A 23,679-nucleotide genomic window follows, 5' to 3' on the forward strand; every position below is an offset into this window, starting at 1 on the left:
GAAACTGCCGGAATTCATCCATAAGCCAGAAAAATAATGCCGTGCTGTGAAAACGGATCTTAGCATGTCGAGGTACTGAGTATGAAGCGCTTAAACATTATCCACTATATCATCACTATCAAACGCTTCAAAACTCACATCACTTAGTTTTTGCTGTTCATATGTAACCGTTAGAGATCGAAGGCATTCTTTTACTTCTCCTGGCATACTTACACAAATTTCAAATAAAGTTTGTAAACGTATAGCCCTATTTCTAAATTTATTAATTCCTTCCGAAGATGCAAGTTTATATTTTTTAATGTGCTCATTTAATTCCTGCAAATTAGACTCACTAAAACTTAAGTTATATTCATTTCTAAATAGATTATACGTTATCACAAATAATTTAAAACGCTCAAATATCTCAGAATTAAATTGAATTTCATCATCCATAAGCTTAAAGACCAAGCTAAATAAAGTATACATTTGAGCTTTTTTGGATATAAAAGATAATGTCACCTTATCACATAGTTTTATAATAACATCCATCGCCGATTCTATCTTTTTGGTTAATATTTCATTATTATCAAACGATTCAGCAAAATCATCGTAATAATCATTTATTTTTTTATCATTTGTTTGATCTACTATTCCTTCATTAGCTAAAATATATATCGAACAACAATACTCAACATCCTTCATTCGTCTTGCATCAGCCGAACTAAATACCCGGCATTTTTTCCAAAAATCTAATTCTGATAGTGCCTCTGCCATATCGCCAAAGTAACTTTCTTTACTATTTCGTCTCTCTTGAGGATTAAGGCTGTAATTAGTCAGATTAAGTCTATAAAACATTTCAGTTATAGCTTTTTTGTTAAACGAAGGGTCAATATCCACAACAGACAGTTTATATAACCAAACTTTATTTTTATATTCTGAAGGCAGATCATCAAACTTCCTTTTACCACAATATTCTTTAATTGTATCATTTAATAAATATTTAGAATCTAAGCTGAAATCACCATGAATAAATTCTACAATTGAAGTTATTCGTTGTTGACCATCAACTATGTGTATTACCATTTCCCCAGTATCTACATCAATATCAGCTGGCCAAAAAAAGACCTCCGGTATTATTAACTCAAGTAATACTGTTTCTATTAGACGAACCTTATCTTGTAACAACCACACCTTTCTTCTTTGATAAGATAAATCTACAATTAACTTTCCTCTACTAAAATCATCGTATACATCTTTGATAGTTTTTGTATTCCTATTAAACATTAAAGCCATTATATTTCACCTCTTTTAATTTTATTAATAGATTGAACATGATAATCTTCAAAGTCTTCCCAACTTCTATACAACCTATATGTAATTTCATTTTTTATAAAAAGTGTCGTACTCAATGTTTTTTTCGACATTAGAGCATGTTCATTCCACTCTTTTCTGCAGCCTTCTATATCAACTAAATGTCTTTCATTAATATAACCTCTATATATTTCATTAGGTATATGCTGATATTGTGCAATATATTTATATCTATAAGAAGTTCTTAACAACTCCCAGTATTTATTAAATAATTGATCTGAAACTATTGCAACATCAATATCTGATATTTTTCTAACACTTTCATCATTATTAAATTGTTTGTACAGTTTGTTTCTTGTCGGAGCCAAACTATATCCAATCTTCCCGCTTCCAACCATAACAATACAATTAAAATTTACTTTTAATTGATCACTTATAATTGATTTAAAATCGTCTAGTACACATATAATATCACTTTTTGCAACACCTAATATGTTTTCAAAATACCAATTATCTGATCTCAAAAAATGTTTTAAATAAAATTGTTTAGCTGGAAGACTTTGTATATCCAGTTTTATCTCATCAAGTGTATAAGACATAAAATCACTCCATTTTATCTTTTGCAAATTCACTTAATACTAACTTCTAAATACTCTTGTAAGGAATCTGCTATTGCTTTAGATAGTAAAAAAGGAACGCCATTACCTATTGTTTTAAACATATCAGAAAGACTCATATCTATTGGTAATATAAATTCTTTAGGTAACGATTGTATAGCTAGTGCTTCTGATGCAGATAATCTTCTACATTTATAAGGATGCAGATGAACTTCATTATTTCCGTATGCCGCGGTAGGGGAGTAACGCCATCGATGAAGCCGCTTATAACACTTTTTACTAACATCACCTTCGCTTATTGTTTGCATTTTCACTAACCCTTTTCTAGGAACAAAATGTTTTTCTGAATCCGGATGGTTTGTAACATCATTTTTTTCAAACCAATACTCAACTGTTAACTCTTTTATTACATTAACGGGGCAAGGTAATATACCATCTTGAATAAATATATCATTTGTTGGCCAATTAATTCCTTTTACTTGTTCCATAGTATAATTTCTTTTTTGAGTCCAAGGAAAATTAACTAACTCATTACCATTAACTTTATTACATAGTAATTTACTATTTTTAATTCCTATTAATAAAATTCTTTCTCTATCTTGTGGAACTCCAAACTCCAAGGCATTAGTCAATCTTTCACTTGTACAATATCCTGCTGTATGCAATTTTCGTTTAAGTTCCTCGTAAAATTCTCGATGTCGTGCCGTTTTCCATAGTCCTTTTACATTTTCAAATAAAAAGAAGTCAGGTTTCATATCAATTATCAAATTTATGTACGAAGAAGATAGTCGCCCGTTATCACCGTGTTTTCCTCTATTCTTTCCTGCAACAGAAAAATCAGGACATGGAGGTCCTCCAATAAAACCAATTAGGCTGCCATCTTGCTTGGCATCTAAAATATATTTTTTCAGTTCACCCCTTCTCGTTACTAAATAATCATTTATATCCGTTGCCCAATAACCATACATAGGTTTTTTCATATTCATTTGTGAACGAGAATAGACATATGCATTAAGAAATGTACTTGAGAATTCATTTACAAACTCAATATTGTATCCTGCCTTCTCAAACCCCAAATCAAGAAAACCACTGCCTGAGAAAAAAGAAAAAATTTTTAATCGCTTCATTTTTTATTCCTATCTTTATATTTTATGTCCTGATTATACCACATTTAAATTAATTTAAATTAAAATACTTTAATATTTCTATTACTTTCTAAGAATATATGTTATATCACAAATCATTTTCCATAATATATGCAAATATTGCCTCCTTAATTACCTTAACACACATATCAGAATTTTTGTTAATATCTTTACCCCAAAAGCGGATAACTTTCCAGCCTAAATTTCTTAACTGTAGATCTATATTTCGATCTCTTTCCATATTTTTTTCTATTTTATTAATCCAATAGTCTGCCCGATCCCCTTTAGATAACCTTTTTCTCAATCCTTCCCAATCTTTTCCATGAAAAAACTCGCCATCACAAAATATCGCTATCTTATACTTTGTTATAGCTATATCCGGCTTTCCAGGCAGTTTTTTATAATTCTTTCTATATCTAATCCCACTTTTCCAAAGAGCTTTCCTTAAACACAATTCAATTGAAGTATTAGAGCTCTTTATATTTTTCATGTTTTTACTTCTTTGTTCAGAGTTTAAAACATCCATCCCAGCACCCAAGATAATTATATCGAACACTTGTTTCTATTGCAATACCAAAATTCTCCAATAGGAAATAATCTTATATAGCTTTTACTGTATAATAGCTTCAGTAAAAAAGGAAATAACACAAAGTACTTTAATTCTCCAAATATTTTTCAAACCGCACGATAGACATGGAATTTAATATAATACTGTCACCCTTTCCCTTCCGCAAAATACCTCACCGACCTCCACTCCACCGCATCCATCACATGCCTTACAAACGCCTCATTCCCCACAACCTCTTCCATACCTTCCACAAGTCCAATCACCCCATCATCAACTTTTCTAAAACAATTCGGGTGTTTATCTAACATAAATTTCACAGGATTTATGACTGCCAGTTTCACCCACTCCTTCTTCCCCCACGTCATAAACCCGGCCGATGACTGGTCCTTGATCATATCCACCTTATAACCGCCCCGCTCATAATACGCCTTAAAGCTATAATAAATATCATCTTTATCCGCAACCATCTTAAACTTCCCATCACGGCAAAACGACAGAAGCAGCGGCATCTTATACGATTTCTGCATCCTCGTCGTCTCCACCATATTAATAAATTCCGCCCCTTTTCCATTAAGAAGCTTCTTTTCATCCTCGGTAAGCAAGTCTCGCTCTGCAAGAAAATTTAGATAATTGGGAACTGGCGCATATTTCATATTTCTTTTCAGCGCTTCCTGAACATCAGTATCCATATAGGTAAATAAATCGACCCTGGTCGGCACCGAACGCTGGAATTCACAGGATACAAGCTGGCGAACCTTCTCGAACTGTTCATTTACCTTGTCTTTGATCGACATTTCCTGTTCCGCCTGTCTCTTAAACAAGTCAACAATTTGAAAATCCAGATCAATCATGCAGTCATCCGGCATCTCGTAATCCGTCAGTGAATAGCTTCTTGCAATCTGTTTCTGATACTTCTCCCCACTTAGTAAAAACGGGAGCAAATTTGCTTTTTTATAATTACCGATAAAGTCCAGAACCGTTAAATAGCTTTTTCCTTCCGCAGTTCTGAGCCCGCGTCCCAACTGCTGCAAAAATACGGTAGGCGACTGTGTCGGCCGCAAAAACAGCACCATATCAATGTTTTTTACATCCAGTCCTTCGTTAAACATGTCAACTGAGAAAATAATCTGCAGCCTGCCATCCTTAAGTTCTTCCAGTGCTTCCCTTCTGTCCAGATTATACTCCCCGTCTGTTCCACTATACACAGCGGCCGCCTTTACTCCTCTGTTCTGGAAAAACTCCGCCATATATTCTGCATGTTTTTTCGTAGAACAGAATGCAAGGGCACGCTTACAATTATACTTGGAATAATTATGGTAAACCAGATCACCCCTTTGTGGAATCATCAGTTCCTTTTCCAGTTCTTCCTCATCGTACTTGCCATGCACATATGAAATGTTATCATAATTAACCGTACAGTCATAAATCCCGTAATAACGAAACGGCACCAGCCAGCCTTTATTCACAGCCGCCTTCAAGCGGACATCGTAAACCACGTTAAAATCGCATATCTCATAAATATTTTTATCATCCAAGCGATCAGGTGTTGCAGTAAGTCCCAGAAGAAATTCGGGTGTAAAATATCGGATAATCCGCTTGTAGGTATCTGCCGCTGCGTGATGGAACTCATCTACAACAATATAGTCAAAATAATCTTTCGGAAACCATTTATCGCATAAATACTCTGCTTTCCCCAAAGTCTGCACCGTTGCAAATAAAACCTCGCAGTCGTCGTCCTTCTTATCCCCATAGAAGAAGCCGTACTTCCCGCTGCCTCTTACTTTCCGAAATGCCTCCTCCGCCTGAATCAGGATTTCTTCTCTGTGCGCAACAAACAGCACTCTTTTATAATTTTTTGAATCAAACGCTGCAAGAATAGTCTTTCCCACGCCCGTTGGTATTACCGTAATCCCCTTATCCCAGCCTTCTTTACGGCTTTTCTCCAGATGGTACAGCGCTTCGATCTGTGCTCCCCTGGGCTGGATGGTCTCCGGATCTTCCCTGCCGTCTGCTGCATCATACGCCTCCAGATCCTTCTGCACATTTGGCTTCTTCCATTTCCGGGAATACTCCTTTAACACATCATCTGTTATTTCATAAGCGTAATTCTCATACAAATCTTCAAACGTATTATAAAAATGTTCAAAATCCTCCGGATGTATTTTACTGTCAAAACAGTAATTCCATTCAATTCCCGTTGTTAATGCGCTGAATGATACATTGGAAGAACCAATATATATTTCACCCTTATCTTCATAATGGAATATGTATGCTTTGGGATGAAAGGACTTATTCGTTACATTATAAAATCGTACCGATACCGTATCCCCCAGTTCTCTTCTCAGCATATATAAAGCGGCCGGCTGGGTTATATTTAAGTAATTACCTGTCAAAATCCGTACCCTGGCCCCGCGTTCCACAGCGGATTTTATGTCCTTTACCAGCAGCTTTACACCTGATTCCATTAAGAAGGAAACTATAATATCAATTCTCTGAGCTCTATAAAAACACGGCTTCAAACGAGAATACAAATAATTCCCATCACCCGTTATTGCATTTCCCTGAAACTCAATATCAGAAGTTACTCCTTCTTTGTTCTTAAAAGTAAATTCAGCCATTTTTCTTCACTTCTTCCCGGTCGTACATCTGATGTCCGCCACATTTTTTCTATTTTAAAGGTCTTCAGCCTTTTCAGCAGTAATTTCATCTTCTCTTCTGTCATATCATTAAAATACCGTCCGTTGCGAAACCCTTCACACTCTCCATATTTAAATGAAGTATACAAAATGCCTGAGGGTTTCAGCGCCCCATCAATTCGTTTCATTACCGCCTCTAAATCTGTCATATTCAAATGCAGCATCGACGCACATGCCCAGATGCCGTCATATAAATTTTCTGCCTCCAGCTCCTGAAATTTACAGCATTTCACTTCCTTGCCAATACATTCAGAGGCCAGCCGGCATAATTCTTCCGATCCATCTATCGCTTCCACATCATATCCCTTAAGTAAAAACGCCTTGCTATCCCGTCCAGAGCCGCATCCGAAATCTAAAATACTGGCCTTCGGCGGAAGACATTTAAGAAAAATATCCTGATGTTCCGAAAAAGCTGCATTTTGAGTTCCGGAACAAAAAGCTTCCGCGTTGACATTATAATAATTCAACGTAATATCCACATATTCCCTCTCTTTTGTCTTATTTGTTTCCATAATCAGCTTCCGCGCCTCTATTTCTAATTATAATTTCCATACTTTTCTAATTGGCAAATGGAGTTCTGCATTTTCGCCCTATTTGTTGTCATTATACCGCCTCTGTTCCAGAGAATCAAACAAATTCCCTTAGTACGCCTCCAGCCCAAGTCCCCTCATAAACTCTACCATCTCCCGAAATCTCTCCCCATCTTCCGCCCCAAACGTCATATCATAATCCCCATTCTCCGTCATCAGGATCACCTCATCATCAAAATTCCCATAAAAACTCATCCGGAGCCACTGGTGCAGTTCATATTTTCTTTTCATGTATTTCTTCCGAATTTTTTCCGCCTGTTCTTCCGTAATCGAGTAAATCTCATCGTCGCAATGAGTCATTCCCCAGCTTCCCGCCTGAAACAGTGCCATCGCATTTAAAAAGTCAGTAAGCGTACTGCTTTCCAGTACCATTTCATCATTATAATTTCTACAGTAAACCGCCGGATTGTCCTCGCCCAAGTCCTCCTTATGAATACACCAGTCAACACAGTCCTGATTCTCTATGTAAAACACCAGATACTCTCCCCTTTCAAACAATTCATCTGGCCTGCGCAGGAAATTCTGCGTCCGGTTCAGCCGCTCATGCGCTCCCAACTGACGGTAATACTCCTTAAGCACTGCCGGCAGCGCTCCCCACTTGTTTTCTGCTCTCTTAATCTCATCTGTATGGAACCCTATATTCCCCTCAATATGGAATAAGTTCCTTATTTCTAAAAAATTCATATCGGCCACACCAGACACCTCTCTTCTTCAACAACATTACCTGCACATACTCTGCCTCCGGTCTCACACAATCCTCACTATCTGCTCATACAAAACCACAAATTTCTTCCCAACATTTCTGTTCTCATGATAATGCCCGAATATCCATTTTTTAAACTCACATCGGTTCATTATCATTTCAAAATACTCAGTCAGTGTATCGCACTCGCACCGATCCCCGCAGATTTCCTTTTGAACGGAAGATGCACAGCAATGGCTGACAATCATATCCACCTTCCAGCCGCACTGGTTCAGACTGCGAAGCCCCTCTTCCAATTCACTCTTTTCCGGCATTTCCTCTTTCCACCAGGACAAATGATTAATTCGGTATGGTTCAAAGCCATGGTCCAATTCCTTCTTTTTTCGTTTAAAATCCGGATCATCCAGCTCCAGAATTCCACCTGAGATGTCATGACTTCTGGCTCCTCCAAATGTAAAGAATCGAATTCCGTCAATATCAAATATCTGTCCGCGCATCAGATGTATAATGTCTGGCGTAATAAATTGTACCTTGCCGCCTTTCCATCGTTCCACCGGATACGTCTTCAAAAGATCATAGTTTTCATGATTTCCATCTACCCACAGCGTAGTAAATGACTTCCCCGACAACCACTTTCTCCAGTACTTTTGTTCCCCGGATTCATCCCAGAGACCAAAATCACCACAAACAATCACGAAATCATCCTTTGTCATCTCTTTTTGCTCTATAAATATATCCGTACGAAAGCGGCGGTAATCTCCGTGACAATCGCCTGTTATAAAAATCATATACAGTCTCCCCCTTCCGATTTCGTATCAGTTTACTTTTTCATTGCTCTAATTCAATTACATTCCGGTTTCAATAACAATCCCAGCCAATCAACCGTTAATCCCTCTTTATTTTTGACACAACCGCTCTCGCAAACATACGTTCCCTCACTATGTTTATAGAATACCATATCCCTTACTGAAAATCCAGAAAAAAACTTTCCTTATTTAATGAGCCTCCAAATTACTCCCAACAAAAAATAGCGTCCTTCTCCGCTATTTTCTGGATTTGGACACCGTTTTCTCTTCACTCTTCCCTATTCTCCAAAACCGTAATCACCCCCTCTAACTTCTGTCTCACCTTGCGTACCTCGCCTTTCTGCCACGTCTTCAAAACTGGAATATATCTTTTATCTCCGATCTCTTTTATCTTATCCAGCATCGCAAAAACCACCTGTCGGTTGACTATTTTCAACTCCTCAAACATATCCAGACGCAACACCTTCGATTCAACAACCTCCTTAAAACGGCAAACCCATTCACTTGTATACGTTTCGCATTCCATTTCCCAGCCCTTATCTGTAAATACCAGCATAGGAAGACGGCCGCTGTACTCGATCCTCAAATACCTTTTTACAATCATATAGTCTACCCGTTTTCCGATTTCCTCCATCGTCAGATCATGATAGTAACCGTATGAGGGGCACTCGTCCAACTTATACTCCAGCACTTTTTTGTCTTTTGATCCCTTCAATACCTTAACCAGCATGCTTCGCCCCGCCGTGGCAATCATTTCATCCGCAGCTCTCAATATCACCCGGATTTCTTCCGGCTGAAGTTTCGTAATCTCTCCGGTATTCAACTCATATCGAATCCTCTGTCTTCTGGCCATAATAAACCTCGCATTCCTTTGCCAATATACCACCTCAAACCGCTTATATCTTACAACTTATATCTTACAACTTACTTCTTACATTTTATTTCTACTTCTTCCCCCTGCCACAGCACTGCCTGTATTTCTTCCCGCTTCCGCAGGGACAAGGGGAATTCGGATCAGGATTCTCCTCTTTAAACGTCATACTGGCAAGATTCCAGTCAATCTTTGCCAATGAACCGCATTCTCCCCGCGCCTTCATCTCTACATTTGTAAAACCGCGGTTATTCCATTTACGCACCTGATCTTCCCAATTTCGGAAAATCTGCTCAAACTCTTTTAAATCTCCGCCAGAGGAAAACGTGCAGTCGTATCTTTCCAATATCTCCGGAACCGCAAATAATCCGCCTACCTCTTCCACAACTTCCACAGAAAGTTCTTCCAGAAGCTTCTCCAGTGTCTCGGTATTGTATATTTTCTTACCCAGATATCCTTTTAACAAATGATATTCTTTAGAACGTTTATCAACATAATTCTCCCGGTAAAAGATAATATCCTTTTCGGCGGGTTCATAATAAAGCTTGTTTCTCACTGTATCAATACGCTTCTTGTAATCCTCGTCATCACCCAATTCTGAAGCGTAAAGGTAATCTTCATTTATCTCAAATACTCCGGATTCTTTCTGTATTCTGCTCAGCTGCTCTTTCAGCAGTTCTATCAGCTTATCCGTCTCCGGCAGTTCTGCTATGCCGGCTCTTTTCTCTTCTGATGCTTTCTCTATTGACGCTTTTTCTTCCGGTTCTTTTTCTTTTGATCCTTTTTCTTTTGATCCTTTTTCCTCTGATCCTTTTTCTTCCGTTCCTTTTTCCTCTGCCTCAGCCCCGCTCTCCTCCGCTGCACTGTGTTTTTCAATTACCGTAAACAACCAGTTTTTATCAAATACTCCATATAATCTTAAAAGCGTATAGATATAGCGGCGGAACACCTCACAGCAGCCCATGCGGACGATCAACTCCCGATCCTTAAAAATCTCCTTAAGCTTTTCCACAATTTCAACTGGAACCACAGGAATTGTATCCTGTTTATCATTGTCAATATAGTAAAATACCCAGCCTCTTCCCAACAGGCTGAATCCATTTGCCGCATCTGCTATATCTTCTTCCCCTTCAGCCAGTGTCATCAGCATCTTTACATCATCTATACTCATTACCTCAATCCGGCGAGGCAGCTCCTCTATAATTCTTTTTTCCAACATTTGCAGCTGTTTCTTACGTCCCTTTCCATTCCCCAGCTTCAGATTATACTCTTCTGCTATTGTATCCTGAAGAGACTTTGGGCACCTCAAAAGGGACGTTCCGAGATGGGGATCCGGTTCGCCCTTTATGAAAAATGAATTTATTAACGGATCTTCTATAAGATCGAATAATCCATCTAATTCCATGTCTAAATCGTCATAAAAATATTCGCTCATCGTTCCTCCCTGTATTCGTTAATTCAACAAATATACTCAAATCAATCATCCTGTAATCACAATCATTGTATCAAACTTATACAATACTGTAAATTAATCAGACAAAAAAGACATGCTGATTTTTCATACATTGAAAATATCAGCATGTCTTTCCATCATCTTAACTCCCTAAACCTCATCAATCCTTCCATCTATATAAGAAACCTGTACCTTTCCATACTCCGCCGCCACCTTTGGCGGATTATCCAGGAACAGGCTGTCCGGTACTTCCACAAACTTTGCAGTCCCATCCAGAAGACTCCCATAGCACCCCGCCGCATCTTCCAGCGCCTCCGCGTACAGCGTCTGGCCAAATCCCCGGAAATCATGATGTGCATTATAGAAGCGCTCATACTGGCCCCTCATGGCAATCAGGCGCTCCAGGCCTTCCCTGGCAATCCGGATTTCATCTCTGGGATTCTTTCCAAATCCCCTGCCCAGCAATAGATTGCAGTTACACGCATCCCCCAGCAACAGCGTCTTCGTCAAGTCATCGATAAAAACCATCTCTCCAGCCGTATGTCCCGGACAGTGATATGCAGTCACCCGGCGGCCGCCGAGATCAAAGACCTGTCCGTCTGTCATCTTCTTAAGCTTCGGAGCCTTCTCCCACGGCCGGATATCCGTTTCTACATCATAATCATAATTTTTATTTTCTCTCCGCCTGATGATTCCCGCGTAATCTTTCCGAAATTCAACACTGGGCGCCGTGGCGCCGGTCCAGTCCATATCGGCCGCATGAATCCACACCTCATCAAAGAATCCGGCTCCGCCTGTATGATCCCCATGATTGTGAGTCAGTACCACATCATACGGTTTATCCGTGATTTTCTCTTCAATTATCCACTTCAGGTCCCCAATTCCAGTCCCTGTATCCACAACCAAAGCCCGTTTTTCCCCCACGATAACAAACACACTCACACAGTCAAACTCGTCGATCTCATAAATCCCATCCTCTATCTCATAAAATGGAAGCTTCCTGCTTAGCATATAAAACCACCCCTTTCTTTACGCCCTTCTCACGCCTTTTTCTTATTCTTTGCCTCATAACAGTCAATCGCCACTGCCAGCAGAAGTATAATTCCCTTTACTACACTCTGGAAATTAGAATTAACGCCCATCAGTACCAGCCCGTTATCCAGCACACCGATAATAATAACACCAATGACTGCTCCTGATATTTTACCCTCGCCGCCTGCAATACTGATTCCTCCCAGACAGGCTGCGGTCATACAGTCAAACGGATAGGAACTTCCGGCTCCGGGCTGTGAAGCATTGGTTCTGGCTACCATAATAAGTGCCGCAATACTTGCCGCAAATCCCGCAAATGCATATACCATAATAGTCAGCTTATCCACATTTATCCCCGCCAGTCTGGCCGCCTCTTTGTTCCCTCCCAGCGCGTAGATCATACGGCCCAGATACGTCTTATTCATCACAATCCAGCCAAAAAGAATAAACAGCACAAATATGATAACAGGAATCGGAATGGGCCCGATATATCCCTGGCCCAGCATCAAAAACGGCTTCGGCATACCGGTAATCGGATAGCCGCCCGTGATCAGATAGGCAACCCCCTGCAGAATCAGCATCGTGGAAAGCGTAACAATAATCGGCATAATTTTTAACTTAATGGCTACAATTCCATTAACCGTACCAAACGCAATTCCTGTCAGTATCCCAATCAGCGCCGTCACCGGAATCGGCAGTTTTAACTTAACCAGCAGAAAACCTACTACCATCCCCACGACCGCCATCTGTCCGCCAACCGATAAATCCATTCCACCGCCGATCATAACCATGGTGACTCCAATTACCACAATTCCAAACATGGATACCTGACGCAGAATATTGATTAAATTGGATGCTGACAGAAAATTGGGGGCCGCCACAGAAAAGAAGGCGCATACCACCACTAAAAAAATGTAGATTCCGTATTTCTTGTATAAATCTATCCAGCTTGTCTTAGTTTTTTCCATTTTCTTCTCCTCCTGAAGCTAAATCCAATATATAATTCTGGTCAAATTTCTCTTTCGACACCTCCCCCGTCCTGCGGCCCTCGTAGATGACCACGATCCGGTCGGACATGCCGAGAAGCTCCGGCATATCAGAAGATACCATGATGATAGAGTGCCCGGCTTCCGCCAGCTCGTTCATCAGCTTGTAGATCTCATGCTTGGCGCCCACATCAATTCCCCTCGTCGGTTCATCGAAAATAATAATTTTACTGTTAGCCGCCAGTGTCTTCGCAATAACCACCTTCTGCTGGTTTCCTCCCGATAAGTTCCCAACCAGCTGATCCAGATTTGGAGTCTTGATCTTGAATTTATCCTGATATTCCTCCGCTGCCTTAGCCTCGCGTTTCTTATCTACAAAAAGGCCGTTGGAATACCCCTTTAAATTGTTGGCCACCGTATTCCATTTGATGGACATTCTTAAAAATACACCGTGATTCTTCCGGTCCTCCGGGATATAACCGATTCCACACCGTATCGCATCCTGGCAGGATTTTATCTTTTCTTCCTTTCCATTGACAATGATACGGCCCTCCTCTTTCGGATTTGCCCCGTAGATGACTCTCATAAGCTCTGTCCGCCCTGCACCCACAAGACCTGCAAACCCCAGAATTTCCCCTCTCCGAAGGCTGAAGGAAATGTCCGTATCCCCATTTCCAGTCAAATGTTCCACCCGCAGTACTTCTTCCCCAATTTCACATTTCTTTTCAGGATAGCTCTCGTTCAGCTCCCGGCCTGCCATCATGGAAATCAGCTGCTTTCTGTCGATCCCCGCAATGTCCTTTGTATCCACAAAACAGCCATCCCTCATGACCGTGACACGATCCGCGATCTCGAAGAGTTCTTCCAGCCGGTGAGAGATGTAAATAATGGTGACTCCCTGGCTCTTTAAGTCCTTAATGATGCGGAACAGCGTCTCCACCTCGCTGACCGTAAGAGGAGCCGTGGGTTCGTCCATAATCAGAATCTTCACCTGTTTGCTGACGGTCTTCGCGATCTCCACCAGCTGCTGGTGGGCCGGAGACAGATTTTTCACCGGTTTCGATACATCAATGTCCACGTTTAACCGTTCAAACAGTTCCTTTGCCCTCTTCTCCCTCTCCTTAATATCTACGAATAATCCCGGTTTCGTCTTCTCACCGAGAAATACGTTCTCCGCCGCGCTGATTCCCGGAACCAGCGTGAATTCCTGGTAGATAACCTCGATTCCCTGCTCCTTTGCAAGCTTCGGAGTCATGGAAGCAAACTCTTTCCCGCATACGCAGACAGTTCCCTCATCCGGGGTAATGGCCCCCGACAGGGTCTTGATCAGCGTGGATTTTCCTGCTCCATTTTCTCCGATCAGAGCGTGAACCTCTCCCTCTCTTACGTCCATGGAAAAATGGTTAATCGCGATCACACCAGGATAAGTCTTTACAATGTTCTTGACGCTTAATATAGTATTCTCCGGCATTTGACCATTCCTCTCTTCCTCTGCCACAATCGTCCTTTCAGTAAATACAAAGGAGTTCCGTTTCCAGAACTCCTTACGCCTCCTACTCCGCTGTGTAAAATTCTGAAACGTTGGAAGAAGTGATCTGCTGTGTTGGGAAATCAATGGGTTCAGGGAATGTCTCGCCTGCCAGCAGCTTTTCGCTGTATTCGGCCATGATCGGTCCCATTTCCTCGAATTTGATGGTTCCATGCATTGGATCGTTCTCTGCAATTCCCTTTAACGCCTGATTCGTTCCATCGCAGGAGAAAATGCCAAAGGTGTCCCCGCTTTTCCCCGCGGCTTTGGCAGCCTCTGAGGATTCCACCGCTGCCGCGTCGCCATAGGCCGCGATACAGTTGAGTTCTGGATACTTCTGAAGCATGGTCTCTGTGGTTGTCGTTCCGGAACCGACCACGTCTTTTCCAATATCAACGACCTCCAGAATTTCCGCATCCGGGGCAGCTTCCTTTAAGCCGTCCTGAATTCCGTTTCCGCGGTTCTGCATATCCGTATTCTGGAAGGTGGTATAAACCACTACTTTTCCTTTTCCATCCAGTGTGCTGTTAATCCATTCCCCAGCCATGGTTCCAATCTCTTTGCCAATCATATACTGGTCGGTATTTAAGCAAACATCAAATACCTCTGTCTGCACGCCGCATTCAATGATTTTAACTCCTGCTTCCTGCGCCTTTTTCAAAGCATCGTCACATGATTCATCTGAAACCATGGCCACGATCACGTCACATTTTCCGGTAACCATGTTTTCAATAGAAGTAACTGCTGTCGCGGAATCGTTGTCAAAGCTGACCGCCACATAGTCCCAGCCTCTGGCCTCGCATTCCTTCTTTAAACCGTCGTCTATGTTGATAAAAAACTCGGTTTGAAGGGTTGGGGCCAAAAGACCAATTTTAGCCTTCTCTGACACTGCCTTTGAACCTTCACTTTCCATGCCATTCGCTCCGCTTGTACCTGCATCGTCCGATTTTGCCGCGGTGGTTGTCTCCGTTTTCCCCTGAACGGGTGAATTCATGGTACAGCCGTTTAAGACTGCCGTCAAAAGCATGGTTCCGCATAGTAATGCTGCTAACTGTTTTTTCATTTTTGCTGCCTCCCTGAGATTTTTGATGTCTTTATGATACCCTGTTGTGCCCGATCTCTCAATGAGGGGATTTTCAGATTTAAGGGGACTATTTTCAGTTGTTTGCAGGATGAACTGCCAAAAGAATGGAAATGATGATAATCAGACCTTCCAGAATCGCCTCCAGGCTGCTCTGGATACCCAGAATCACAATGATGTGCATGAACATGACGGCGCTCACAGTTCCTGCCCAGGCGCCGGATACCCTTCCTCTGCCGTTTAAAAAGCTGATTCCGCCCATACAGGCTGCCGCTATGACCGGGTAGAGATAATGACTGCCGTTTGATGAGCTGCCCGATGAAGTGATAAACAGCAGAACCATGGCCGCAATTCCATAAAAAACAGAGGCCGCCATACTGATTATCATCCGGATAGCCGTATGATTCAGTCCGCTCTCCCTGACAGCGGCCGGATTTTCTCCCAGCATCCGAAGATATTTACCATAATAGGTCCGTTTGAGAAAAAAACACAAAAAGAGACTGGAAACCATGGACAGGACAGAGAGAGACAGCCAGAAGGCATGGCTCGCATACACATCCTTTCGGTTGAAAATAACCATGTGGTCACCGGTAAACAGACCTGATAAATTACTCACTATGATCTGAAGCGCCAGGGTGATGATGACCGGATTGACGCGCAGACCGGCTACCAAAAATCCTTTTAAAGCTCCCAGTCCCAGATGGAACACAAGCACCACAGCCATCGCCGGCACGAGAGGCATCCCTGTGCGCAGCAAACAGGCACCGATACAGGTCGATGCCGATATTTCAGCGGCAAATGACAAATCCAGCACGCCGCTTATCATCTGAATCATAAGGCCAAATGTCATGAAAATCATGGTCAAAAGCTGCCGTGTGACGGACCAGTACACATTATTGGACATACCGGCCGCCCACATGATAAAAAACACGGCCCATACCACGATATTCAGAACATTCATCCGTATAATCTTTCGTATCTTCATACCTTATCCACCGTCCATACTCTGTCGGAGAAGCCGGAACAGAATGCCGCCTCATTTTCCAGCAGGATCACGGCAGTCCCCCTCTCCGCCATCTCAATCAGCCGCTTTTTAATCCAGTCCCGCTCCCATAGATCCGCCGCCGTAATACAGTTATGAACGATTAAAACACGCGGATTAAAAAGCTTCCACCGGTAAAAAACCAGCTTCCACCCATTTTTTTCCAGATCAATATCATCTAAGGCTTCTCCAGCCTCAAACAGAAAGTTATCTCTTAAGATATACGAGGAAGCTTTGCGGTAAAATCCCAGTCTGCCGCTGATCTTTCGATAAGAAGGCATCAGGATGTTATCCTCTTTTGACATATTTTCCATTACTCCCATGCGTGATATCTCATAGCTCATCATTCCCACCCTGTTTTTGACCAGATCGGCCATTGTATGGGACGAAACCTTTTTTCCGTCAATGAAGAACTCCAGACCGCAGTCTGAAGGCCGCCGGCACTGATCCCAAAGACTGTCTATCGGAGCGGCCTCGCGGGAAACCAATACAATCTCTCCTCTGCAGGCCTCTATGGAAACCGTCCGTTCTCCTGCTTTCAATCCTCTAATACAGATGGAAGGTATATCTGTCTTCTTTTCCTTCTGGCTTCCCTCCCCGGCTTTTGTACCGCGGAGAATGATTTCTGTTGCCAGCGGAAACTGCTCCGGATCGTAAATCTTCTTTGCGATCTTCCTGTGTTTGAAAATAATGAGGCGGTCTGCCACACAGTAAAATGCCTGGGGATTATTATCTGAAATCAGAATTCCGATCCCTTCCTCCTTAAGCCTTTCAATCAGGGAAGTGAGACGCACCATTTCTTTCTGGGAAAATGCCCCCGACGTATCGGAAAGTACGATCAACCGCCCGCCCTGAGATACGCTTCTGATAATTCCGATGATAATCTTATCCGCATTGCTTAAAGTCTCAGAAGCCGCATCCGGATTAAGCTCTATCTTATATTTTTCAAAATAATATTCCGTCTGGTTTCGGATCGCACGCTCATTGATTACGACCTTCTTCAGGCTGTTCCTTCTGAGGAGAAAGATATTTTCACCGATATTCAAAGTATTCATATACGGTGTACTCCTGCTGATGACAAATACCTTATGTTTCTCCAGAGTCTTCCTGTCTGCACGGGTCAGTTCCGTTCCCTTAAGCCTCACACTTCCGGAAATCCGTTTTCCCAATCCCTGCATATACTCTACAAGAACTTCCTTCTGATGCACCGCACTGACGAGGCAGAAGCACTCCGATTCCCGCAGGAGCAAATCCACATCGTACAGCCTGTTGCCGCTGTCTGCACCCTCGATTGTCACTTTTTTTAATAACAGCAGTTCTCTCTTCATAGCAAAGATTTATCCGTCATAATCGGCAGAATGATTTCCACATCCGTGCCGATTCCTTTCGTACTGTATAGGTTCAGCCCGTAATCATCTCCGAAAATCAGCTTGATTCGCTGGCTGACATTGGTAAGCGCAATCCCGTTGCCCCGTTCTCCCGATGTTTTGCGCTCCTTATCTGTCTCTTTCTTCGAGTTCTTCAGCGAATCCCGCATCCGCTCCAGTTCCTCTCTCCCGATTCCCACGCCATCATCCGATACAATAATAATCACATTCTTTTCCGTCATCTCTACCCGGATCGTAACCTTTCCCTTGTCCGGTTTCGTCTCCAGACCGTGAAAAATAGCATTCTCCACAATCGGCTGCAGGGACAGCTTGGGAATCAGGCAGGAATACGCCTCCCGATCCTCCGGCGCGGCCAGTATCTCAAACGAGAATTTGTCGTCAAACCGGTAGCTCTGAATCAGGAAATAATTTTCAATATTATTGAATTCCTCCCGGAGCGTCACGATATTCTCCTTTTTGCTGATACTGTAGCGGAAAAAGGACGCCAGTGCCTTGGCCATTCTGGCAATACTGTCACAATCATAGAGAAGTGCCTCACTCCGGATGCACTCCAGCGTATTATACAAAAAATGGGGGTTGATCTGACTCTGGAGCGCGGAAAGCTTAGCCTGCTTGTCCACCATGCGGACTGAATACTCATCCTGAAGTTTTTCCTCCAGCTCAGACAACTGGCGTTCCCGTCCGGCTTCCACCTTTTTTATTTTGTTTTTTAAATAAAGGCAGTACAGCCCCAGCAGCATACAGGCTGCTGACGCCACCACTGCCGCCGCAACAGCGATTTTCATTACGCTTCTCCATCCTTAATAATAAAGCTTCCGGTATTCCATAGGCTTGATTCCAACTGTCTTCACAAACTGCTGGCTGAAGAATTTTGAATCCTTATAGCCAACAGCCTCAGCCACCTCATAGACAGGCATATCCGTATCCCTAAGAAGCTTTTTAGCCTCCTCCATCCGGACATCTGTCACGTAGGCGGTAAATGTCTTTCCCGTCTCTTTCTTAAACAATTCAGAGAAGTAATTCATGTTAAAGCCGCCCTGCTCTGCGACCTCTTCCAGGGAAATCTTCTGGCTGTAATTCTTTTTGATATACTCTGCCGCATTTAAGACGGGTTTCCGCTCTCTCTCCCGGCTCGTCTCCACACGTTTAGCAAGATCAGCGATAATCTGCTCTGTCACATATTCCGTTAAAACCATAACAGAATTACAGTTTCCCGCTCCTTCATGCCACCGCTCCTTCAGTTCCCCAGTCTCAGCCGGACTTTTAAATGGATTATGCTCCAGATAACACTGAAACAGAAGCCCCGCCAGTTCATAGTATTCACTGGCAAATGCCCTGCGCTTCCTGGCTTCGTGAAACGCCAGGCCAATCACATACTTCATATCGTCATACCTTGCCGTCTCCACGGCTCCCGCCAGCTTCTCCTCCAGTTCCCCGCAGATCGCCTCCGCGCAGACCGTGGAATCCCGATCAATGACCCATTCGTCAATCCGTCTCCCGGCCCCGCCCAGAATCCGGCATGCCACAGCTTCTCTGGCCATTTCTGCGGCCACATGAAGCCTTCCAAACTCCCCGCATTCCGCGCTCAGTCCCATGGTCAGCTCGTAGTGTTCAAATCCGCTTAAGTAGTCCATCTGCGACTGAAACAGTCTGTCAATCCGCTGTTCCACCTCATCTCTCCATTCAGCCATATAGTTGATGACCGCCGTGACGGCAGAATTTTTCTGATAGGTAATGGCGATGTCGCGTACACACCCCTGAAACGCCTGCTCCACCAGTGCTCCTGTCTTTTTTAAGATCAGGTTTATCTGCTGATCATTCTTCTCCACACGGTTGTCGCCGTCCAGTTTACAACAGATAACCCGAAACAGACCGTCTCCAAAATTTAAGCCATAATTCTTGTTGACCTCCTCCAGATTCATCTCCCCGTCTCCGGATATGGAATTTAAAAATTCCCTGTGAAGGATATAACGGCTGTCGTGAAGTTTCTTCGCCATTGTATCCACACTGCGGCTCTCTTTCTCCCGGCTCGTCTCTGTGTCCGCAATCTTCTTTAAGATCTGGTTTAGCTCCACCTCATCAATCGGCTTCAGCAGATAGTCCTCCACCCCATATTTTATGGCCTGCTGGGCGTATTCGAAATATTTATATCCGCTGATTACAATAAAATGAACGCTGCGCCCCTCATCAATTACCTTCTTGATCAATTCCAGTCCGCTTAAAACAGGCATTCGGATGTCCGTAATCACAATATCCGGTTCACACTGGCATATCTTCTCGTACGCTGTCATCCCATCCTGCACAAGCCCGGCAAACTCCAGATTCAGCTTCTCCCATTCAATTAATTTTTTGACTAAAAATCCTACCTTATATTCATCGTCTGCAATTAATACTTTAAGCATGTATTCCCTCATCCCCCGTATCTTTCATCTGCTCGTTACTTTCTGCCCTGCCGCCATTTACTGACTGCCCGCCGATTCTTTCGCCGCCCCGCGCAGAATCTCCATAAACTCCTCTCTCGTACCAATCACCTCGCTGATGCTGCCATCCGCCATAATCTCCTCAGACAGCCCCGCCTTCTTCTCCTGCATTTCCAGAATCTTCTCTTCCAGCGTGTCCTTCATAATAAGCTTATACACCGTAACCACCTGCTGCTGGCCGATTCTGTGGGCGCGGTCGGTGGCCTGGTTCTGGGCCGCCTGATTCCACCACGGGTCAAAATGGATTACGATGCTGGCGGCGGTCAGATTAAGGCCAGTTCCTCCCGCCTTTAAAGAAATCAGGAATACCGGCGTGCCGTCCTCATTAAACGCCCGCACCAGCTCATTCCGCTTCTCCTTGGAGGTAGCCCCCGTCAGAATGTAATATCCGATGCCGTTCTCATCAAGACGTTTCTGAATGATATCCAGCATGGAGGTAAACTGTGAAAACAGCAGTATCTTATTTCCTGCTTCCACCGCATTCCTCACCAGTTCCACACACGTATCCACCTTGGCCGCCCCGCCGTTATAGTTTTCATACACCAGCGACGGATCACAGCACAGCTGGCGCAGATGGGTGAGTTCTGCCAGAATCCGCAGCTTTCCGACCCGGTACTCCTCCTGGCTCTGCCTCGCAAGAGAATCCAGCAGCTTCTGCACCCTGGCCTCATAAATCTCTCTCTGTGCATCCTCCATTTGGGAATAAATCACCTCTTCCAGCTTATCCGGAAGCTCCCTTAAGACCTCCTTCTTCAACCGTCTCAAAATAAACGGCCGGATCATCCGGCGCAGCCGTTCCGCCGCCACCTCATCCTGTCTGATCGTAACAGGCTGCTCATACTTCTCCTTAAAATGCTTATAGCCCCCTAAAAATCCGGGCATCAGGAAATCAAAAATACTCCACAGCTCACTCAGCGCATTTTCTATTGGTGTTCCGGTCAGCGCAAAACGTCTGGCACAGCTGAGGGCCTTCACTGCCTTTGCCGCCTGTGTTCCATGGTTCTTAATATTCTGCGCCTCATCGATGAAAACCGTATCAAACAATGTTTCCTGGTACGCCTCCGCATCCCGTTTCAATAAATCATAAGATGTAAGCAGAATGTCTGCCCTGCTCTCCCGTATCTTTTCCTTCCTGCTCCCAGCCCCTCCCACAACCGTCTCCACAGTCAGTCCGGGCGTGAACCGGTGTATTTCACTCTCCCAATTATAGACGAGCGAAGCCGGACAGATGATAAGGCTGTGCCGGTGCATCTCCCCCTCACAGTTTTCCTTCACCGCCGCCAGATACGCGATCGCCTGTACCGTCTTCCCAAGCCCCATGTCATCGGCCAGAATTCCACCGAATCCCATCGCCCCCAGAGTCATGAGCCATCGGAATCCAAACTTCTGATACGGCCTTAGTTCCGCGTTCAATCCGGCCGGAACTTCATAGTCGCTGTCCTCCACATTTTTCATGGACCGCAGAAATGCTTTGTAGGATGAACTGCGTTTTACTTCTACTATCCCTTCATTCTCCCGCAGAACCTGGTCTAAATAAAAGGATCGGTATTCCGGTACCCGGATATGGCCTTCCTCCAGTTCCTCCGCACTCAGTTCCAGCCCCTCGGCCAGTTCTGCCACGGCCGACAGTCCATTGTCCTCCAGCTCCAGAAAATCCCCATTCTTTAAGCGGTAATATTTTCTCCTCCTCCGGTAGCTGGACAGCAGTCCCTCCAGCTCTCCCGGCTCTAACCGCTCAGTCTGAAGCGTAATATCCAGCAATCCGCTGTTACGGGTAATCCCCATTGTAATTTTAGGTGCCTTTAAAACTCTCAGCCGTTTTAATGAGTCGGAAATATATACCTCACCAATCTGCTGAAACTGCGCAATTCCAGTACTGAGCAGACGGTACTGCGCCTCCTCGTCCTCCTCCGGAATGTACAACTGCTGTTTCTTCTCATCCACACAGTTGAAATACCCGGCCGCCAGCTTAGCCGTATACTGCTCCTTTTCCATATCACGGTATAAATCCTTGACTTCCAGTCCCTCAATCAGATTATATCGCGCTTCTCCATATTGACTGTAAATAGATGCAGTCAGAGTCCGGTCCACATAATCCAGATACACGATTATCTCACACGGCTTCGGCAGATAGCGCTCCAGCGAATCCGGCTTTTTAAGGATTGCAAACTCCTCCAGTGACGGCAGTACCGAAGCACAGAGAACCGGCAGATCTTCCTCATTGATATGATATTCCTGCTTCTTATAGGGCTCCATCAGACTGCATACACCACCCATACGCTCTTTGAATTCCTGACTGCACAGGTAGATGGTGTCTCCCTCCAGGACACACAGCCCGCTCTTGCCTGCAAACGCTTCCCCTTTAGGAACCGAAAGGAGACAGCTTCCACCGCTCCGTTCCGCAATGAAAAAACCAAGAACCGGATCCTTTTCCACAATCCTGATCCGGGTCAGGTCTGAGAATCTGGATTCCAGAGCGATCACTCCCGGCCCCACTGCCTGCAAAAAGCGCACCATCTTGTCACCGGACAGAACCAGATTCCGTCCGGTGGCTATTGTGGGCAGATAACTGCGGCGAATCATATACAGTTCCGTAATAAAGTCCTGCTCCTGATTCACACAGTCTTCCAAAAAGTCCGCCAGTCTGCGGCTTTCCGGGGTAAATGCGCTCTTTACATGGTAAAAAGCCAGTTTCTGTCCATAGTGTACATACTTTTCTTCCTTTAGAGCATTTACCATTGCGGTAATATCCTTTAATACGTACAGATGGTCTGAACCGATTTTAAACTCAACCGTCCACCCCTCCGCATTGCGGTGCAGGGCAGGAACCAGCCTGATATTTCCATTTAAATTCGGCTGAAAGTAGTGGGCATTTTCCCGCATGGTGCTGGAAAAAATCAGTTTTTTAACCGCGGTATCCGTCGGCGGCTGCCTGATCTTGGCGGCAGCGGCCGACGCGTTGGCCGACGCCCTGTCTGACACTGTACGCGAAGCAGCATCTGTTTTACTCTCCATGCGGTCGGCTGCTCCACCTTTCGAAGCACGTGATTCCTCTTCCTCCGCTTCCCGCTCCATCATCTCCAGCGCAACCGCGACACAGTGCTTGCACATCCCGTCATACGATTGGTAGGCCGGACATTCACAGTAGTACTGTACAAATGTATCACGCTTCAGATCATACGTCATCTCCACCTGGTAGCGGTTATCATAAGACCCCTCCACCCATGCGCTTGCCTCCAGCCTCCCTTTGCTTTTCTGAAAATCCAGGTCTTCCACCTTCCCACTCCTGTACAGCTGGTTTCCTCTCGTAAAAGACTGGGGACTGGTTTCCACTCTGATTGCCTTTAACTGTATCATACTGTCTCTTTACTCCGTTTCTCTGTCTGAACCTGTCTTCCCTGCA

Annotated in this window: 19 protein-coding genes; all 19 read right to left on the reverse strand. The window is 43.9% G+C overall.

The features are described from left to right. Positions 1-90: 90 nt before the first annotated feature. The 19 genes from DFR60_RS11395 to DFR60_RS11485 all read right to left on the reverse strand — a co-directional run bounded on the left by DFR60_RS11395 (position 91) and on the right by DFR60_RS11485 (position 23,633). Entirely contained in the window at positions 91-1,272 is a 1,182-nt protein-coding gene (locus tag DFR60_RS11395) for a DUF262 domain-containing protein (RefSeq protein ID WP_110323018.1), read from the reverse strand. Then, positions 1,272-1,889, reverse strand: coding sequence for a hypothetical protein (locus DFR60_RS11400; protein WP_110323019.1), 618 nt, complete (start codon positions 1,887-1,889; stop codon positions 1,272-1,274). Before DFR60_RS11400 ends, DFR60_RS11395 begins: the two co-directional genes overlap by 1 nt. Before the next feature lie 29 nt (positions 1,890-1,918). After that, positions 1,919-3,034: a DNA cytosine methyltransferase gene (locus tag DFR60_RS11405; protein ID WP_110323020.1), complete on the reverse strand. Its 1,116-nt coding sequence runs from the start codon at positions 3,032-3,034 to the stop codon at positions 1,919-1,921. Positions 3,035-3,140: 106 nt separating this feature from the next. Next, on the reverse strand, positions 3,141-3,578 hold the full coding sequence (locus DFR60_RS11410) for a very short patch repair endonuclease (RefSeq protein WP_110323166.1): 438 nt from the start codon (positions 3,576-3,578) through the stop codon (positions 3,141-3,143). Between the two features lie 188 nt (positions 3,579-3,766). Next, complete coding sequence (locus tag DFR60_RS11415; RefSeq protein ID WP_110323021.1) at positions 3,767-6,238, reverse strand: DEAD/DEAH box helicase family protein; 2,472 nt, start codon at positions 6,236-6,238, stop codon at positions 3,767-3,769. Continuing rightward, positions 6,202-6,828 (reverse strand): class I SAM-dependent methyltransferase, encoded by a 627-nt coding sequence (locus tag DFR60_RS11420; protein ID WP_243005045.1) that lies wholly within the window; start codon positions 6,826-6,828, stop codon positions 6,202-6,204. The genes DFR60_RS11415 and DFR60_RS11420 overlap by 37 nt, the downstream gene beginning before the upstream one ends. Positions 6,829-6,957: 129 nt before the next feature. Further along, a complete protein-coding gene (locus tag DFR60_RS11425) occupies positions 6,958-7,590 on the reverse strand; it encodes an SMI1/KNR4 family protein (protein WP_146218596.1) in 633 nt (210 codons plus the stop codon). Between the two features lie 63 nt (positions 7,591-7,653). Then, a complete protein-coding gene (locus DFR60_RS11430) occupies positions 7,654-8,397 on the reverse strand; it encodes a metallophosphoesterase family protein (protein WP_110323023.1) in 744 nt (247 codons plus the stop codon). A gap of 286 nt (positions 8,398-8,683) precedes the next feature. Beyond that, a complete protein-coding gene (locus tag DFR60_RS11435) occupies positions 8,684-9,268 on the reverse strand; it encodes an RQC domain-containing protein (RefSeq protein WP_207659524.1) in 585 nt (194 codons plus the stop codon). A gap of 91 nt (positions 9,269-9,359) precedes the next feature. Next, on the reverse strand, positions 9,360-10,721 hold the full coding sequence (locus DFR60_RS30165) for a YecA family protein (RefSeq protein WP_146218597.1): 1,362 nt from the start codon (positions 10,719-10,721) through the stop codon (positions 9,360-9,362). A 168-nt stretch (positions 10,722-10,889) separates the two neighbouring features. Beyond that, the gene (locus DFR60_RS11445) at positions 10,890-11,750 is read right to left on the reverse strand and encodes an MBL fold metallo-hydrolase (RefSeq protein WP_110323025.1); all 861 of its coding nucleotides are present in this window, start codon (positions 11,748-11,750) and stop codon (positions 10,890-10,892) included. A 29-nt stretch (positions 11,751-11,779) separates the two neighbouring features. Further along, entirely contained in the window at positions 11,780-12,739 is a 960-nt protein-coding gene (locus tag DFR60_RS11450) for an ABC transporter permease (protein ID WP_110323026.1), read from the reverse strand. After that, entirely contained in the window at positions 12,726-14,228 is a 1,503-nt protein-coding gene (locus tag DFR60_RS11455) for a sugar ABC transporter ATP-binding protein (RefSeq protein WP_110323027.1), read from the reverse strand. Before DFR60_RS11455 ends, DFR60_RS11450 begins: the two co-directional genes overlap by 14 nt. A gap of 82 nt (positions 14,229-14,310) precedes the next feature. Continuing rightward, positions 14,311-15,348 (reverse strand): sugar ABC transporter substrate-binding protein, encoded by a 1,038-nt coding sequence (locus DFR60_RS11460; protein ID WP_110323028.1) that lies wholly within the window; start codon positions 15,346-15,348, stop codon positions 14,311-14,313. 94 nt (positions 15,349-15,442) lie between these two features. After that, on the reverse strand, positions 15,443-16,351 hold the full coding sequence (locus tag DFR60_RS11465; RefSeq protein ID WP_110323029.1) for an ABC transporter permease subunit: 909 nt from the start codon (positions 16,349-16,351) through the stop codon (positions 15,443-15,445). Beyond that, positions 16,348-17,736 (reverse strand): sugar ABC transporter ATP-binding protein, encoded by a 1,389-nt coding sequence (locus DFR60_RS11470; RefSeq protein WP_110323030.1) that lies wholly within the window; start codon positions 17,734-17,736, stop codon positions 16,348-16,350. The genes DFR60_RS11465 and DFR60_RS11470 overlap by 4 nt, the downstream gene beginning before the upstream one ends. Continuing rightward, the gene (locus DFR60_RS11475; RefSeq protein ID WP_110323031.1) at positions 17,733-18,581 is read right to left on the reverse strand and encodes a sensor histidine kinase; all 849 of its coding nucleotides are present in this window, start codon (positions 18,579-18,581) and stop codon (positions 17,733-17,735) included. The genes DFR60_RS11470 and DFR60_RS11475 overlap by 4 nt, the downstream gene beginning before the upstream one ends. Before the next feature lie 15 nt (positions 18,582-18,596). Next, positions 18,597-20,198, reverse strand: a complete 1,602-nt coding sequence (locus DFR60_RS11480) for a response regulator transcription factor (protein ID WP_243005046.1) — start codon at positions 20,196-20,198, stop codon at positions 18,597-18,599. A gap of 57 nt (positions 20,199-20,255) precedes the next feature. Then, positions 20,256-23,633, reverse strand: a complete 3,378-nt coding sequence (locus DFR60_RS11485) for a DEAD/DEAH box helicase (RefSeq protein ID WP_110323033.1) — start codon at positions 23,631-23,633, stop codon at positions 20,256-20,258. Positions 23,634-23,679 lie beyond the last annotated feature (46 nt).

It is taken from the genome of Hungatella effluvii (genome assembly GCF_003201875.1).
GTDB classification, from domain to species: domain Bacteria; phylum Bacillota; class Clostridia; order Lachnospirales; family Lachnospiraceae; genus Hungatella; species Hungatella effluvii.